The organism is Pseudomonas sp. GZJR-8, from assembly GCF_002916705.1.
GTDB lineage: Bacteria > Pseudomonadota > Gammaproteobacteria > Pseudomonadales > Pseudomonadaceae > Aquipseudomonas > Aquipseudomonas synxantha_A.
This window is the reverse complement of the sequence record NZ_JXSI01000002.1, coordinates 553,230-568,736: the sequence shown is the minus strand read 5'-3', so window position 1 is coordinate 568,736 and position 15,507 is coordinate 553,230. Positions and strand designations below refer to the sequence as shown.

The window sequence follows — 15,507 nt, the reverse complement described above, 5'->3', positions numbered from 1 at the left end:
CCATAACGGCGACTGAGGATCCCGCCAAGGGCTCACGCAGTAGCCCTGTATGTCATCCGCCTTGGCCTGATTGAGTAGTTTCAGCCAATCAATGACTTCCTTGTCGAGGCCCCTTATGGCACTTCCTCACACCGCCTGCATCTTCCTGTATTTCCTGTTGCTCAGCACTGTCTGGCCGAGCCATGCCAGAGATCTGGCCGAGGGCCTTACCGAGCAGTCACCGTCTGTGGCCCTTGAAAATAAAAACCACCGTTATCCGCAATGGACCGGCATCGGTTCACTGGAAAACGCCTTAGGCCAGACCTGCAATGCCGTTCTGCTCGACACGCGCAATCGCCAAGGTAAGGCCATCGGGCCGGCTTATGTGCTGACCGCCGGGCATTGTGTGTTCTACAGCTACGGTACAGCGCGCGTCCACCAGGCGCTCACCGCCGACGTGACCTTCAACTACTTTCATGACACACCCGAACGGCGTATCACCTACGCCGTCAAGACGGCGCATTGGAGCAGCATGGCGGGCACTGACCTGGCCGTGCTCGAACTGGATACGTCACTGGCGGTGCTGGTGGCCAAGGCGATCATGCCACTCAAGCTGGCCTCCCAGCGTCAGACATCGGATCGAGAGGTGATCAACGTGGGAGCGCCGACTGGCTTTCTGAAAAAGGGCCTACGCATGAGCGCCTGCGTGGAATCGACCCTCAACAGTTTTGCCGAACATCCCGGCGTGTTCCCCAGCGCCTTGCGCAACCGCTGCAATGGTCTGCGCCCAGGCAGCTCCGGCAGTCCGATGCTGGACCGGAACACCAATGAAATCACCAGCATCATCAGCAAGGTCGCGTCTGCCATTCAGAAAGACATTCTCAATAGCTGCCAGAACAACTCGGCGTGCGAAGCCGCCAAATTCAACTACAGCTACCCCGCCAACGACTTGTACTACTGCTTTGTAGACGGTGTTTTCCGTAACGACACCCCAACCTGTCAGCTCAAGGCGGTTGAAATCACGCTGGATGAGCCGTGGAACCTGAAGCCCTATGTGCATTTAAAACGTGACGCCACCGACCAAATTACCCGTCCGACTTGGAACCTGAGGTTCTCGATCCAAGAACCGTTCTACCGATTCAAAGCCGTGAATCACATCAGCGATTGCGCACGCACACACGGCTACCAAGTCGCTGCCGCTTCTGACGAGGCCTACATCAACCAGCCCATCGGCCCAGTGCTGGGGCCGCATGTGTTATGCATACTCGGGGTGCAAACGGCCGAACAGCCGCTGACCGAAGCGCTGCTGCGCAATGCGTTCACCCATTCGGTATTCCTGACCAACCCGGCACCTGCACCGCAGCTCAAGCACCGCTATCACATCGCCTGGGAAAACCAGCAGGACGGCTTTAGCCAGCATTATTACTACAGCGTGAACTCGGCGATCAGCACCATCTGCGGCGATATTGACGACGATCGCTACACCTTGGCCATGGACGGCATATTCCTTGATATAGCAGAGCTGCCGGTCACGTTATGCAGTTATGCACGCAACAACGCCGGGCAACCGTCGGCCATTCGCACAGACATGATCACAGGCGCAACGGTTCGCTCGCAGCGTCAGGCCAGGTGAGGCAGCGAGCTGTTTTAAGCAAATGTTGATGAGTCAAGTCAGCGCAATCGAGGGCAATGCCCGAAAGGCACGACTTGAGCGGGATCACTGGGGCTCTCCCCCGCCGAACCGCAGCGGGGGCGACCCGATTACCATTGACCAGAGAGCAAACAGGTTGCTGCCTCAATCATGCTGAAGTGGTACCACGGCTGAGAATCCTGGCAACTGGTGGCGAAAGACGCATGCGCACTTGAGGTCGCTAACAGGCAGGCTGCAGCCGTCATATAGACGTATTTTTTTATAGTCATCTTCACTCCCCTTCCCATCGTTAATACATTGGCTTGCGCTTCAAACTCTACTGCCGGGTTCGTGCAAGGATCAATTAGGGCAGGTGTGCTAGTGGCTTATCGACATGCACGCGACAACGCCTATCGACGTCACGCCAGTCATTTCAGGGGAGTGTCGTAGCGATTGCATGTTCGCTGTACCCCACCGGCAGATCACAAAGGTGAAACAGGCTCTCGGGCCCATAACGGCCCACGGCGCGGTAGGGGGTAGGGGGTATTTTTCAGACATGAAAAAGCCCAATCTTTTCAGATTGGGCTAAGTCATTGAAAAATATGGTCGGGACGGAGTGATTCGAACACTCGACCCCTAGCACCCCATGCTAGTGCGCTACCGGACTGCGCTACGCCCCGACTAGGCGTGTTACTGGGTTCGCTTCTTAACGAAGCGAACCGGAATATACCGCAAGCTTTTGAAATGTGGAAGTATTTTTAAAGCTTGAATCATTTCTTCAGCACCACCAGCACATCTTCCAGTTCGGAGATCATCTGGCGGATCAGTTGCTTGTATTGGGTGGTGTCGTCTTTGGCTTCATCACCGGACATACGCTGGCGTGCGCCGCTGATGGTGAACCCCTGGTCGTACAGCAATGCACGGATCTGTCGGATCATCAGCACGTCCTGGCGCTGATAATACCGACGGTTCCCGGTGCGTTTGACGGGGTTGAGTTGAGGAAACTCCTGCTCCCAATAGCGCAGCACGTGCGGTTTTACGGCACACAGCTCGCTGACTTCACCAATGGTGAAGTAGCGTTTGCCTGGGATGACGGGTAGTTCGTCGTTATGACTTGGTTCCAGCATAAGCCTCAACTCGGGCCTTCAACTTCTGCCCTGGACGAAAGGTGACCACACGGCGAGCCGTGATCGGGATTTCTTCTCCCGTTTTTGGATTGCGGCCAGGCCGCTGGCGTTTGTCCCGCAGGTCAAAATTGCCGAAACCGGACAATTTGACCTGTTCGTTGTCTTCCAGAGCGTGGCGGATCTCTTCAAAAAACAGCTCGACCAATTCCTTGGCCTCGCGCTTGTTCAGACCCAACTCTTCGTACAGACGTTCCGCCATCTCAGCTTTCGTCAAAGCCCCCATACGTCACTTCCTTAACGTGGCGTTCAACCTTTGTTCGAGCGAGGTGAGGATATTTTGTGTCGTGGTATTCACCTCATCGTCATTAAGAGTGCGCGATGGATGCTGCCAGGTCAAGCCGACTGCGAGGCTTTTTCTATGCGGATCAATGCCTTTACCCTGATAGACGTCAAATAGCCTGAGGTCTGTCAGCCATTCCCCTGCATTTTCACGGATTACATCCAGAACGGCAGTGGCGGCGACGTCACGGTCGGCGATCAGCGCCAGGTCGCGACGCACTTCAGGAAAGCGCGACAACTCGCTGAATTTAGGCATCTTGCCCGACGCCACTTCAGCCAAGACTAGCTCAAACACGAAGACTGGACGGTCCAGCCCCAACGTTTTCGACAGTTCCGGGTGAATGGCGCCCACAAAACCTACCAGGCGACCTTCGCGCTCGATACGCGCAGTCTGGCCCGGATGCAAGGCAGGGTGGCTGCCCGGCACAAACGTAAAGGCATCCAGCGCGCCGGCAAAGCCCAGTACCGCTTCCACGTCAGCCTTGACGTCGAAGAAGTCTACGACGTCGCGGCCCTGCGCCCAGCCTTCCGGCAGGCGGCTACCGCAGACGACGCCAGCCAGCATCGGCTCTTGCTTGAGGCCATCGAGCTGACCCACGAAACGCAGGCCGCTTTCGAACAGGCGCACGCGGTCTTGCTGGCGGTTCAGGTTGTGGGAAAGCGCCTTCACCAGGCCCGGCCACAACGACGAACGCATGGCGGCCATGTCGTTGGAGATCGGGTTGGCCAACAACAGCGGCTCAACACCCGGGTTGAACAGCTCAAATTGTTTTGGATCGATGAAGCTATACGTCACGGCTTCCTGGTAACCACGAGCAACCAGCAGGCGGCGCAGCTCAGGCAGGTGCGCACGCGCTTCGGCCTTGGGTTGCGGCGCGAGGCGCGCTTGCGGGTAGCGAACCGGCAGGCGGTTGTAGCCATACAGACGTGCCAGCTCTTCGATCAGGTCAACTTCCAGGCTGATGTCGAAGCGATGGCTAGGTACTGCAACCTGCCACTGCCCTTCCCCACCTGCAGAAATACCCAGGCCGAGCGCGGACAGCAGTTGCTCGATTTCAGCCGGCTCGATGACTAAGCCGAGCATCTGCTCAACGCTTTTGGCACGCAAGGTGATCGGCGCAATCGACGGCAGGTACTGTTCGCTGACGGTTTCGGTGATCGGGCCGGCTTCGCCACCGGTGATTTCCAGCAGCAGGCCGGTGGCGCGCTCCATGGCTTCACGGGCGAGATTCCAGTCCACGCCACGCTCATAGCGGTGCGAAGCATCGGTGTGCAGGCCATAGGAACGGGCCTTGCCTGCGATGGCGATCTGGTCAAAGAACGCGCTTTCAAGGAATACGTCACGAGTGGTCGCGGATACACCGCTGTGCTCGCCCCCCATCACGCCGGCAATTGCCAGGGCGCGAGAGTGGTCGGCGATAACCAGGGTGTCGGCACGCAGGCTGACTTCCTGACCGTCGAGCAGCACCAGCTTTTCGCCTTCCTCGGCCATGCGCACGCGGATGCCACCGTTGATTTCGGCGAGATCGAAGGCGTGCAGCGGCTGACCCAGCTCCAACATCACATAGTTGGTGATGTCGACCGCGGCGTCGATGCTGCGCACGTCGGCGCGACGCAGGCGCTCGACCATCCACAGCGGGGTCGGCTTGGACAGGTCGACGTTACGGACCACACGCCCCAGGTAACGTGGGCAGGCGTTCGGCGCGAGCACTTCGATGGAGCGAACTTCGTCATGCACCGGCGGCACAACAGCAACCGTAGGACGGGTGACGGGAGCGTTGTACAGCGCGCCCACTTCACGGGCCAGACCGGCCAGGGACAGGCAGTCGCCGCGGTTCGGGGTCAGGTCGACCTCGATGCTGGCGTCTTCCAGTTCCAGGTAAACCCGGATGTCCTGACCCACAGGCGCGTCTGCCGGCAGCTCCATCAGGCCATCATTGCCCTCGCCTACCTGCAACTCAGCCTGAGAGCACAACATGCCGTTGGACTCGACACCACGCAGCTTGGCCTTCTTGATCTTGAAGTCGCCAGGCAGTTGGGCACCGATCATGGCAAACGGGATCTTCAGGCCCGGGCGCACATTAGGCGCTCCGCACACGACCTGAAAGGTTTCCGAACCGTTGCTGACCTGGCACACACGCAATTTATCGGCATCAGGGTGTTGCTCGGTGCTCAGCACTTCGCCCACTACCACGCCACTGAAAACACCGGCGGCCGGGGTAACGCTATCGACCTCAAGACCGGCCATCGACAGACGCGCAACCAGCGCGTCGCGATCTACCTGCGGGCTTACCCAGCCACGCAGCCATTGTTCACTGAATTTCATCCTGCTCTCCTAAAGATTCGTTACGACTAGCGAAATTGCGCGAGGAACCGCAAGTCGTTGTCGAAGAACAGACGCAAGTCGTTCACGCCGTAACGCAGCATGGCCAGACGCTCAACGCCCATGCCGAAGGCAAAGCCCGAGAACTCTTCCGGATCGATCCCGGACATGCGCAGCACGTTAGGGTGGACCATGCCGCAACCCATGACTTCCAGCCAACCGGTCTGCTTGCAGACGCGGCAACCTTTACCGCTACACATCACGCATTCCATGTCGACTTCAGCGGACGGCTCGGTGAACGGGAAGAACGAAGGACGGAAACGCACGGCCAACTCTTTCTCGAAGAACACCCGCAGGAATTCTTCGATGGTGCCCTTGAGGTCGGCGAAGTTGATATCGCGATCCACCAGCAGGCCTTCGACCTGGTGGAACATCGGCGAGTGGGTGATATCCGAGTCGCTACGGTACACACGGCCTGGGCAGACAATGCGGATCGGCGGCTTGTTCGCTTCCATGGTGCGGACCTGTACCGGCGAGGTATGGGTGCGCAACAGCATGTTCGCGTTGAAATAGAAGGTGTCGTGCATCGACCGGGCCGGGTGATGGCCTGGGATGTTGAGCGCCTCGAAGTTGTGATAATCGTCTTCTACCTCAGGGCCTTCGGCAATGCCGTAGCCGATGTGGGTGAAGAACTGCTCGATACGTTCCAGAGTCCGGGTAATCGGATGCAGGCCGCCCGAGGCCTGACCACGGCCAGGCAAGGTCACGTCAATGGACTCGGCGGCGAGCTTGGCCGCTAGATCGGCCTCCTCGAGCGACGCCTTGCGCGCATTGAGCACCTCTGTGACACGTTCCTTGGCAACGTTGATCAACGCACCGACTTGCGGACGTTCTTCAGCCGGCAAATTTCCCAGGGTCTTCATCACCTGAGTCAATTCACCTTTCTTGCCAAGGTAGTGAACCCGGATTTGCTCCAGGGCATTTACATCTTCAGCGCTTTGCACGGCCTCAAGGGCTTGGGCAACGAGCGCGTCCAGGTTTTCCATGTACAGACTCCAGATACAAAATAGGGGAAGAGCTTGAAGGCTCTTCCCCTATTTATGACGTTTACCACCTTGGGCTACAGGAGTAACCCAGGATGACTGTCGGGGGTACTTAAGCCAAGGAGGCTTTAGCTTTCTCGACAATCGCAGCAAACACCGCTTTTTCGTTCACGGCCAGTTCAGCCAGAACCTTACGGTCGATTTCGATGGACGCTTTCTTCAGGCCAGCGATGAAACGGCTGTAGGACAGACCGTTAACACGTGCACCAGCGTTGATACGAGCGATCCACAGAGCGCGGAACTGACGTTTTTTCTGACGACGGTCACGGTAGGCGTACTGGCCTGCCTTGATTACCGCTTGCTTGGCAACACGGAATACGCGTGAACGCGCGCCGTAGTAGCCTTTAGCAAGTTTCAGAATTTTTTTGTGACGTTTACGGGCAATGACGCCACGCTTTACACGAGCCATGAGTTACTTCCTCTAGTCTTGATCCAAAAATTAACGAAGGCGCAGCATGCGCTCGACTTTTGCCACGTCAGACGGATGCAGCAAGCTGCTACCGCGCAGTTGACGCTTACGCTTGGTCGACATTTTGGTCAGGATGTGGCTCTTGAAAGCGTGCTTGTGCTTGATACCGTTAGCAGTTTTCAGAAACCGCTTAGCAGCACCACTTTTAGTCTTCATCTTTGGCATGTTCGGATACTCCGCATTCAGTTGATAAACATAATCAGAAGGCCTGCCGTGCCCTGTTGATTACTTCTTCTTTTTCGGGGCGATGACCATGATCAGTTGGCGTCCTTCCATCTTAGGATGCTGTTCGACCGAACCGTACTCGAGCAGGTCAGCTTCAACCCGCTTGAGGAGTTCCATCCCCAGCTCCTGGTGGGCCATCTCACGGCCGCGGAATCGCAAGGATACCTTGGCCCTGTCCCCATCACTCAGGAAACGTACCAGGTTGCGCAGTTTTACCTGGTAATCCCCTTCCTCCGTCCCTGGACGAAACTTGATTTCTTTAACCTGGATCTGCTTCTGGTTTTTCTTGGCTGCGGCAATCTGCTTCTTCTTCTCGAAGATCGATTTGCCGTAGTCCATCAGCTTGCAGACAGGTGGTACAGCATCGGCGGAAATTTCCACCAAATCGAGCTTGGCTTCTTCAGCCTTAAGAAGCGCGTCTTCAATTGACACAATCCCAAGCTGCTCACCCTCAGCCCCAATTAACCGAACCTCGCGTGCCGAGATATTCTCGTTGATCGGGGCTTTCGGTGCAGCTCGTTTATCTTGTCTCATTTCACGCTTAATAATAATTACTCCGAATCTGGGCGACCACGCCGGGAAACCGCTTGCGCGAGGAACTCAGCGAACTGGGCGACGGGCATCGAGCCCAGGTCAGCACCTTCACGAGTACGCACAGCGACAGTCTGCATCTCGACTTCCCGATCTCCGATAACCAAAAGATAGGGAACCTTGAGCAAAGTATGCTCGCGGATTTTAAAGCCGATCTTTTCATTTCTCAAGTCGGACTTGGCACGAAATCCGCTTTCGTTGAGAGTTTTTTCAACTTCGGCGGCAAAATCTGCCTGTTTATCAGTGATATTCATGATCACTGCCTGGGTCGGAGCCAGCCACGCAGGGAACGCTCCCTCGTAGTGCTCGATCAGGATACCGACGAACCGCTCGAACGAACCGAGGATCGCCCGGTGCAGCATAACCGGGTGTTTACGGCTGTTGTCTTCGGAGACGTATTCGGCTCCCAGACGGATCGGCAGGTTAAAATCGAGCTGCAGGGTACCACACTGCCAGACACGGCCAAGGCAATCTTTGAGCGAGAACTCGATCTTCGGACCGTAGAACGCGCCCTCCCCCGGCTGCAGGTCGTACGCAAGGCCCGCACTGTCGAGTGCTGCGGCCAGTGCCGCTTCGGCGCGATCCCACAGCTCGTCGGAACCAACGCGTTTTTCCGGACGAGTGGACAGCTTCATTTCAACTTCGGTAAACCCGAAATCGCGATAAACGTCCATGGTCAGCTTGATGAACGCGGCGGATTCAGCCTGCATCTGCTCTTCGGTGCAGAAGATGTGGGCGTCGTCCTGAGTAAAACCGCGCACACGCATGATGCCGTGCAGTGCACCGGATGGCTCGTTGCGGTGGCAGGCACCGAACTCGGCCAGGCGCATCGGCAACTCGCGGTAGCTCTTCAGGCCTTGATTGAACACCTGCACGTGGCATGGGCAGTTCATCGGCTTGATGGCGTAGTCGCGGTTTTCCGACTGGGTGGTGAACATGTTGTCGGCGTAGTTGGCCCAGTGCCCGGATTTCTCCCACAGGCTGCGATCAACGACCTGCGGGGTCTTGATCTCCAGGTAACCGTTGTCGCGCTGAACCTTGCGCATGTACTGCTCAAGCACCTGGTACAGGGTCCAGCCATTCGGGTGCCAGAACACCATGCCCGGCGCTTCTTCCTGAAGGTGGAACAGGTTCAGGCGCTTGCCGATCTTGCGGTGGTCGCGCTTTTCAGCTTCTTCAATGCGCTGGATGTAGGCGGCCAGCTGTTTCTTGTCAGCCCAGGCCGTGCCGTAGATCCGTTGCAGCTGTTCGTTCTTGGCATCACCGCGCCAGTAGGCACCGGACAGCTTGGTCAGCTTGAACGACTTGAGGAAACGCGTGTTCGGCACGTGTGGGCCACGGCACATGTCGACGTATTCTTCGTGGTAGTACAAGCCCATGGCCTGCTCGTCCGGCATGTCTTCCACCAGGCGCAGCTTGTAATCTTCACCACGCGCGGTAAACACGTCGATCACTTCGGCACGCGGGGTGACTTTCTTGATGACGTCGTAATCTTTTTCAATCAGCGCGTGCATGCGCTGCTCGATGGCCGCCAGGTCGTCCGGTGTAAAAGGACGCTCATAGGCGATGTCGTAATAGAAGCCTTCTTCGATTACCGGGCCGATCACCATCTTGGCGGTTGGGTACAGCTGCTTGACCGCATGGCCAATCAGGTGCGCGCAAGAGTGGCGAATGATCTCCAGCCCCTCTTGATCCTTGGGCGTGATGATTTGCAGGCTGGCATCGCAAGTGATCAGGTCACTGGCGTCGACCAGTTTGCCGTCGACCTTGCCGGCCACGGTGGCCTTGGCCAAGCCTGCACCAATGGATGCGGCGACTTCGGCTACGGAAACCGAATGATCGAATGAACGTTGACTGCCGTCGGGTAGAGTAATAGTTGGCATGGCGCCTCCTCTCCTAGTGGTGACCCCTACCAAAGGTCACGTGGGTTGGGATGAGCCAGTACAAGATCCAACACCAGGCCGTTCAGTGATGAACGCCTGCCTTACAGCGGCAGGAGCCTTTCGGCCAACCGATAATCGAACCAGAGTGACTGGATTGAGCTAAAAAGAAACATGGCAAGGCGGTAATTGACGCGCCTGAAACTAGCCAAGCCCACGATGCTAGCACAGATGAACGGTCATCGCGCCGACGAAGCTTTGTGTATAGCGCAATTCAAGGCTTTATAGCTGCAAAGTGAACTTGAGCTGTACGTCGGGCCTCCAACCCACTGAGAATCGCCGTTCGTCCTCGACCCAAAGGAGCATCCCATGATGCGTTTTACCTCTACCCTCGCTGTCGCCGCTACCCTGAGCCTCCTTTCCCTTGGCGCGCAGGCTGCAGCCCCTTCCAACTGGCCAGCCGGCGCCCGTGACAGCTTTGTGAGCGACTGCAGTGCCGCCGCGAGTCAGAACGTAGACGCCAAAACTGCCAAAGCTCACTGCGAATGTGGTGCTGACAAGATCAATGCCGAATTGAGCACTGCCGAGATCAAGGAACTGATGACCAATCAGAACGCCAGCCCTGAGCTTAAGAACAAAGCGGTAGCGGCTATTTCGTCCTGCAAAGTCGTGAAGAAAAAGTAAGATTGACCACTGATCTGACGACCATATCGCTGGAAAAATGGCCTGAAAACTGCCATTTCACACAAATTATGCAGGTTTTACGGCTTTTTTTAACAGTTGATATTTCAGCGCAAAGCCCCGTAGATCGGGGCTTTGCGCCGATCCAGGGATCAGATGCAACGCGATTGATTAGCAAACAATGCCTTGGGGGGGCTCCCAAGTCGAACATTTCGACTATGATAGCCCAGTGTGCCCAGTTGGCCTGAGCAGCACAGCACTACTGAAAATATATGTTTCTTGGAGATACACCATGTCTAATCGCCAAACCGGCACCGTTAAATGGTTCAACGATGAAAAAGGCTTCGGCTTCATCACTCCTCAAGGTGGCGGTGACGACCTGTTCGTACACTTCAAAGCTATCGAAAGCGACGGTTTCAAAAGCCTGAAAGAAGGCCAAACCGTTTCCTTCGTGGCTGAGAAAGGCCAAAAGGGTATGCAAGCTGCACAGGTTCGCGGCGAGTAATTCTCCGCTGAGCTAAAAAAAACCCCGTCCATGTGACGGGGTTTTTTATGGGCGATGCAAAAGCCGAAGCTGTCAGCCGCAATTGACCCGCGTGATCACCAGGTTGTTGTCAGTGTTGAGGTTCAGGCGGTCAGAACGATATTCCAGGGTAATCATATCGTTGGGCTTGAGGATGCGTGCATTCTGCGCGCCAGCACGGGTACGAGCCTGCTCCAGCAACTGCGGCGAGGCTTTCTGGCCGATTGCGAACTCGGCGGCCTTCGACTCACAGCGGCTATGACCGGCATCGGTCACGGTGGCGTCTTTGCCTGGCTCAGAGGCACCCGGGGTGCTGCAACCCGCCAATGCGAGTGCTGCCAACAAAGTACCGAATGAAGCGAGCTTCCAAGGCATGAAGCCTCCTATGATAAAAAATGGACAGAGATCGTGCGACAGCGATATGAACGATTGGTTTCAAGACGTTAATCGCCTGCGCGCAAGTCTGCCTGACTCGCGCGGGGCAATCGCCCAGTCAATCGTGACTAGATATGAACGCACTCAGTAGATGTCGATGTAGTCAGATGGTGGGTATGGCCAGTTCTGTTTCAGCGCGTTGAAGATCTGCATGACCCAGACCTCATCGCTGGCCGCCACAATACCGACATAGCCAGAACCCTTGGCCCAGGTCTCCAGACGAAACAGCAGGCCATCTATCTGAGCTCCACCGACTACGCCGGAAGAAATATAGGCAATACCAGCCCTGGTTACCCGAAGCTGGGTATGTACGTCGTCACTGGCGTGGGCAAGCAGTTGGCGCACGGCATCCAGCGTCAGGTTCTCAGGCTTGTTCAGATCGATCTGCACGCGGTGTTTCCCGGCTGTTAAACAAGCCAACAGTGTCGCATACCCCCTCCTTCATGCCTAAGTAGCAGTGCCAAAAGCCGCGCAAAATGGTTAACTGCGCCGCTGGAACCGCGTTCCAGCGCATTGCCCAGTACTTTCAGCCGTGAGATTTCCATGACCACCGTAACGCTCCAAGCCGATATCAAAGCCAAGTGGCCCCAGGGGCAAAGCTCCTATAGCCCCGGCAGCCCCGAAGAACTGGCGATCATTGGTATCGATCTGTTGGTCAAGGAACTGGGAACCCAGGCGGCACAAGCGTTCATCGGCCAGGTATTCGAGAAATACCCGGCCGACTACATGGGCGCACAAGAATAAGAACTGGCCGACGAACGCCGACCGGTAAAACGTATTACTTCAAACGCGCCAGACGCTCGGTCAGCAGATCGAAGAAGCCCTGGGCGTCGCCGTTCTCGACCCAGAACACATTCTTCTCCTGCTTGAGGCCGTCGTACCAATCGACGATGGTCTGGCCAAAGGTTGGGCCTTCGCGGCTGTCGACGACCATATTGGCCTGACGACCGCTGAACAGCGATGGTTTGAGCAGGTAGGCAACCACGGTAGCGTCGTGGACCGGGCCACCCGGAATGCCGTAATGCTCCATGTCGCCTTTGACGTACTCATTCAGAATACTGCTGACGACCTTGCTCGCGTTGTTGTTCAGGTCCGCAATCTTCTTCAGGCGGGCGTCGCTGGTGAGGACTTTATGGGTCACGTCCAACGGCAGGTAGGTCAACTTCACTCCACTTTTGAGCACAATCTCAGCGGCCACCGGATCGGCGAACAGGTTGAACTCGGCCACGGGCGTGATATTACCGCCATTGAAGTGCGCACCACCCATCACCACCACTTCCTTGATGCCCTGGGTGATTTCCGGCGCCTGGGTCAGTGCCAGCGCGAGGTTGGTCTGCGGACCGAGCATGGCGATGGTGATGCTGTGCGGTTTGGCGGTGCTCAGCGTCTTGATCAGGTAGTCAACGGCATTACCTTCGGCCAGGCCTTTTTTCGGCTCGTGCACGGTGACGCCGGAGATGCCCTCTTTGCCATGGATATTCTCGGCGTAGATCGGCTTGCGCAACAGAGGCGCCGGCGCACCTGCGTACACCGGAATGTCCTCACGCCCTGCCCACTCGCGCGCCAGACGCGCATTGCGGGAGGTCTTGTCCAGGCGCACATTACCGGCGACGGTGGTCAGCGCACGAATGCTCAGCTCCTCCGGCGAGGCCATGGCGAACAGCAGCGCCACCACGTCATCGGCCCCAGGGTCGGTATCGATGATCAGGTCGATTTTTTCCGCCGCCTGGGCGCTTGCAGCTGTGAGTGCGGACAAAAGCAGAACACTCCGGAACAGGTTTTTCAGGATGGGTAGACCACGTTGCATAAAGCACTCCTTGTCATTGGGGGGACGCTAAAACGTTACGCCGGATACCAGCGCGATATTGCAGTAAGGCTGGCACTCGCCGGTACGCACAACCGCGCGTGCTGTGCGGCTCAGTTGCTTGAATTCTTCATGGCTGAGCAGCCGCCGCTCACCCAGCGCTGCCTGCTCTGTCAGCGCATTGAGCGCGCTCAGCGCCGGCGGTTGCTTGAGCAGGATTTCTTCCGCGAGCACGTGGCTTTCAACCTGCATCTCACTGAGCACAATGCGCAACGTGCTGATGAAATCCGGAATGCCCTGGGTCAGTGCCAGGTCGATCAACTCCACGCCGGGCGGCACCGGCAAACCGGCATCGCCGATGACCAGCACATCACCATGGCCCAGGGACGCGATCACGCGTGACAGGGCGATATTGAGCAAAGGTGTCTTTTTCATGAGGGCACAAAACCTTGTACGTCGTGCAGCGTAGGAATGGAAGGCTGAGCGCCGGCGCGGGTCACAGACAATGCCGCCGCTACCTGGCCAAAACGGATCGCCTCGGCTTCGCTCTTGCCCGCGGCCAGTGCAGCAGCAAAGCCACCGACGAAGGTATCGCCAGCGGCTGTGGTGTCCACCGCCTTGACCTTCGGCGCCAACAGATGCTCGAAGCTGCTACCGTCGGCGAACAGTGCCCCCTGGGCGCCAAGCGTAATGATGACTTTACCCGCCCCCGCCTTGATCAGCGCTGTCGCGGCGACCTTGGCGCTGTCGAGCGAGTCGACGGTGACACCGCTCAGGGCGGTGGCTTCACTTTCATTGGGGATCAGGTAATCGATCGAGGCATACCACTGAGCGGGCAAAGGCCCACTCGCGGGCGCCGGATTGAGGATGACTGTCTTGCCCAGTTCGCGGCCGCGCTTGAGCGCATGACCAACGGTGTCCATCGGCACTTCAAGCTGGCAGATGATCACGTCTGCCGACTGCAGCACAGCGTCGCACGCTTGCAGAGACGCGGGCGTCAACTCACCGTTGCTGCCGGCCACAATGACAATCGCATTCTGGCTGCTGTCATCCACCACGATCAATGCCACACCACCGGAGCCCTCTACGGTGCTGACCGCCTGGCAATCGATCCCTTCCACCAGCAGTGCATCACGCAATTGACTGCCATAGGCATCGGTGCCCACGCATCCGACCATCGCAACACTGGCCCCCAGCCGCGCCGATGCCACCGCCTGGTTGGCGCCCTTGCCACCCGCAACGGTGGAAAAGCTCTGGCCGATCAAGGTCTCACCGGCACGCGGCAAGCGACTGGCCCGGGTGACCAGGTCCATGTTCAAGCTGCCTACTACCACTACTTTTGCTGGCATACATCAGTACTCATCAATTCGGTTCAGCGGTATTGGGCGAACACACCGGCCAATGGCGCCGTCGACTCACGCAAAACGATACTTGGCGTCACGATGCGTTGATCGATCGACCGTTGGGGTGTTGCTATTCGTTGCAATAATAATTCGGCCGCCGTCTCACCCAATTGCAGGATCGACTGCCCGACCGTGGTCAGCGCAGGATAGACATAGCGTCCCATCTGGATGTCATCGAAACCGATCACCGACAACTCGGCCGGCACGCGGATGCTGCGTTCTGCGGCTGCGCGCAGCACGCCGAAACCAATCATATCGTTGCTGGCGAAAATCGCGCTGGGCGGGTTTTGCGCTAACAATTGCACGGCTGCGGCATGCCCCCCCGTGCTGGTGAAATCGCTTTCCAGGATCCGGCTGGCCAACACCTCGACACCCGCTTCGCGCAATGCACGCTGGTAACCCGCCAGGCGCATTTGTGCCACGCGGGTATGCCCCGGGCCGCCGATACAGGCGATATCCCGATGGCCCAACTCCAGCAAGTGCCGGGTCGCGAGGTAGGCGCCCTGTTCGTGGTCGATGCGCACCAGGTCGACATCGATTCCATCCAGGGCCCTGTCGACAATCACCATGGGCGTGCGCACTGCACTCAAGCCCGCCGCCAAGCCGCTGTCATCGCCGCCCACCGACGTCACGATCAAGCCGTCGACGCGTTTTTCGAGCAACACGCGCAAATAACTGCGCTGTTTTTCCGCGTCGTCGTCGGAGTTGCAGAGGATCACGCAGTAGCCATTACGCTCGCAATAATCCTCGATGCCCCGCGCAAGCTCGGCAAAATACGGGTTGAGGCTATTGGGCACCAACAGGCCAATGGTGGCCGTGGTCTTGGCCTTGAGCGAACGCGCCACGGCGCTGGGCACGTAGTCCAGCTGTTTGATCGCCGCCTCGACCTTGATGCGGACCGGCTCGCTGACCGGACGCGTCTTGTTCACCACATGGGACACGGTGGTGTAGGAAATACCTGCAAGCGCTGCCACATCCTTGATCGTTGCCATGAC

18 protein-coding genes and 1 tRNA gene are annotated in these 15,507 nt (G+C 57.6%); 4 read left to right on the top strand and 15 right to left on the bottom strand.

The genetic code is table 11. The annotated features are described in order from the left end of the window. The first annotated feature begins 115 nt into the window (after nt 1-115). Nucleotides 116-1,612 (top strand): serine protease, encoded by a 1,497-nt coding sequence (locus TK42_RS05900; RefSeq protein WP_103733800.1) that lies wholly within the window; start codon nt 116-118, stop codon nt 1,610-1,612. A 600-nt stretch (nt 1,613-2,212) separates the two neighbouring features. Here the strand turns inward: TK42_RS05900 and TK42_RS05890 are convergent. From TK42_RS05890 to thrS, 9 genes are all read right to left on the bottom strand, one after another. Next, nucleotides 2,213-2,289 (bottom strand) — tRNA-Pro (locus TK42_RS05890). Nucleotides 2,290-2,379: 90 nt separating this feature from the next. Continuing rightward, on the bottom strand, nt 2,380-2,736 hold the full coding sequence (locus TK42_RS05885) for a MerR family transcriptional regulator (RefSeq protein WP_003174972.1): 357 nt from the start codon (nt 2,734-2,736) through the stop codon (nt 2,380-2,382). Next, nucleotides 2,717-3,019, bottom strand: coding sequence for an integration host factor subunit alpha (gene ihfA, locus TK42_RS05880; RefSeq protein ID WP_002553164.1), 303 nt, complete (start codon nt 3,017-3,019; stop codon nt 2,717-2,719). Before ihfA ends, TK42_RS05885 begins: the two co-directional genes overlap by 20 nt. A 3-nt stretch (nt 3,020-3,022) precedes the next feature. Beyond that, nucleotides 3,023-5,401: a phenylalanine--tRNA ligase subunit beta gene (gene pheT / locus TK42_RS05875; protein ID WP_103733798.1), complete on the bottom strand. Its 2,379-nt coding sequence runs from the start codon at nt 5,399-5,401 to the stop codon at nt 3,023-3,025. Nucleotides 5,402-5,427: 26 nt separating this feature from the next. Next, nucleotides 5,428-6,444 carry a phenylalanine--tRNA ligase subunit alpha gene (gene pheS, locus TK42_RS05870; RefSeq protein ID WP_003192486.1) on the bottom strand — a complete coding sequence of 339 codons (1,017 nt, stop codon included), beginning with the start codon at nt 6,442-6,444 and terminating at the stop codon, nt 5,428-5,430. A 109-nt stretch (nt 6,445-6,553) separates the two neighbouring features. Continuing rightward, nucleotides 6,554-6,910 carry a 50S ribosomal protein L20 gene (gene rplT / locus TK42_RS05865; RefSeq protein WP_005789679.1) on the bottom strand — a complete coding sequence of 119 codons (357 nt, stop codon included), beginning with the start codon at nt 6,908-6,910 and terminating at the stop codon, nt 6,554-6,556. Between the two features lie 30 nt (nt 6,911-6,940). Beyond that, nucleotides 6,941-7,135 (bottom strand): 50S ribosomal protein L35, encoded by a 195-nt coding sequence (gene rpmI / locus TK42_RS05860; RefSeq protein ID WP_002553160.1) that lies wholly within the window; start codon nt 7,133-7,135, stop codon nt 6,941-6,943. Nucleotides 7,136-7,195: 60 nt separating this feature from the next. Continuing rightward, the gene (gene infC, locus TK42_RS05855; protein WP_169851780.1) at nt 7,196-7,747 is read right to left on the bottom strand and encodes a translation initiation factor IF-3; all 552 of its coding nucleotides are present in this window, start codon (nt 7,745-7,747) and stop codon (nt 7,196-7,198) included. Beyond that, nucleotides 7,747-9,669: a threonine--tRNA ligase gene (gene thrS, locus TK42_RS05850; protein ID WP_005789682.1), complete on the bottom strand. Its 1,923-nt coding sequence runs from the start codon at nt 9,667-9,669 to the stop codon at nt 7,747-7,749. The genes infC and thrS overlap by 1 nt, the downstream gene beginning before the upstream one ends. Before the next feature lie 366 nt (nt 9,670-10,035). On the opposite strand from thrS, the gene TK42_RS05845 reads away from it, so the two are divergent. Next, the gene (locus TK42_RS05845) at nt 10,036-10,350 is read left to right on the top strand and encodes a hypothetical protein (RefSeq protein WP_078821838.1); all 315 of its coding nucleotides are present in this window, start codon (nt 10,036-10,038) and stop codon (nt 10,348-10,350) included. A gap of 289 nt (nt 10,351-10,639) precedes the next feature. Continuing rightward, a complete protein-coding gene (locus TK42_RS05840) occupies nt 10,640-10,852 on the top strand; it encodes a cold-shock protein (protein ID WP_003234260.1) in 213 nt (70 codons plus the stop codon). Nucleotides 10,853-10,924: 72 nt separating this feature from the next. Here TK42_RS05840 and TK42_RS05835 read toward each other — a convergent pair whose 3' ends face one another. After that, nucleotides 10,925-11,245, bottom strand: a complete 321-nt coding sequence (locus tag TK42_RS05835) for an I78 family peptidase inhibitor (protein ID WP_032880290.1) — start codon at nt 11,243-11,245, stop codon at nt 10,925-10,927. Nucleotides 11,246-11,389: 144 nt separating this feature from the next. Beyond that, a complete protein-coding gene (locus TK42_RS05830) occupies nt 11,390-11,695 on the bottom strand; it encodes a hypothetical protein (protein ID WP_032880289.1) in 306 nt (101 codons plus the stop codon). A gap of 153 nt (nt 11,696-11,848) precedes the next feature. Here TK42_RS05830 and TK42_RS05825 point away from each other — a divergent pair, with 153 nt between their 5' ends. After that, the gene (locus TK42_RS05825) at nt 11,849-12,049 is read left to right on the top strand and encodes a hypothetical protein (protein ID WP_032880288.1); all 201 of its coding nucleotides are present in this window, start codon (nt 11,849-11,851) and stop codon (nt 12,047-12,049) included. Nucleotides 12,050-12,083: 34 nt separating this feature from the next. On the opposite strand, the gene TK42_RS05820 is transcribed toward TK42_RS05825, so the two are convergent. The 4 genes from TK42_RS05820 to TK42_RS05805 are packed head-to-tail and all read right to left on the bottom strand — an operon-like array spanning nt 12,084 to nt 15,504. Continuing rightward, entirely contained in the window at nt 12,084-13,112 is a 1,029-nt protein-coding gene (locus tag TK42_RS05820; protein ID WP_032880287.1) for a nucleoside hydrolase, read from the bottom strand. Between the two features lie 27 nt (nt 13,113-13,139). Beyond that, nucleotides 13,140-13,544, bottom strand: a complete 405-nt coding sequence (rbsD, locus tag TK42_RS05815; protein WP_005789692.1) for a D-ribose pyranase — start codon at nt 13,542-13,544, stop codon at nt 13,140-13,142. Then, the gene (rbsK, locus tag TK42_RS05810; RefSeq protein WP_103733797.1) at nt 13,541-14,458 is read right to left on the bottom strand and encodes a ribokinase; all 918 of its coding nucleotides are present in this window, start codon (nt 14,456-14,458) and stop codon (nt 13,541-13,543) included. Before rbsK ends, rbsD begins: the two co-directional genes overlap by 4 nt. A gap of 23 nt (nt 14,459-14,481) precedes the next feature. Continuing rightward, nucleotides 14,482-15,504, bottom strand: coding sequence for a LacI family DNA-binding transcriptional regulator (locus TK42_RS05805; RefSeq protein ID WP_032880284.1), 1,023 nt, complete (start codon nt 15,502-15,504; stop codon nt 14,482-14,484). Nucleotides 15,505-15,507: the final 3 nt, after the last annotated feature.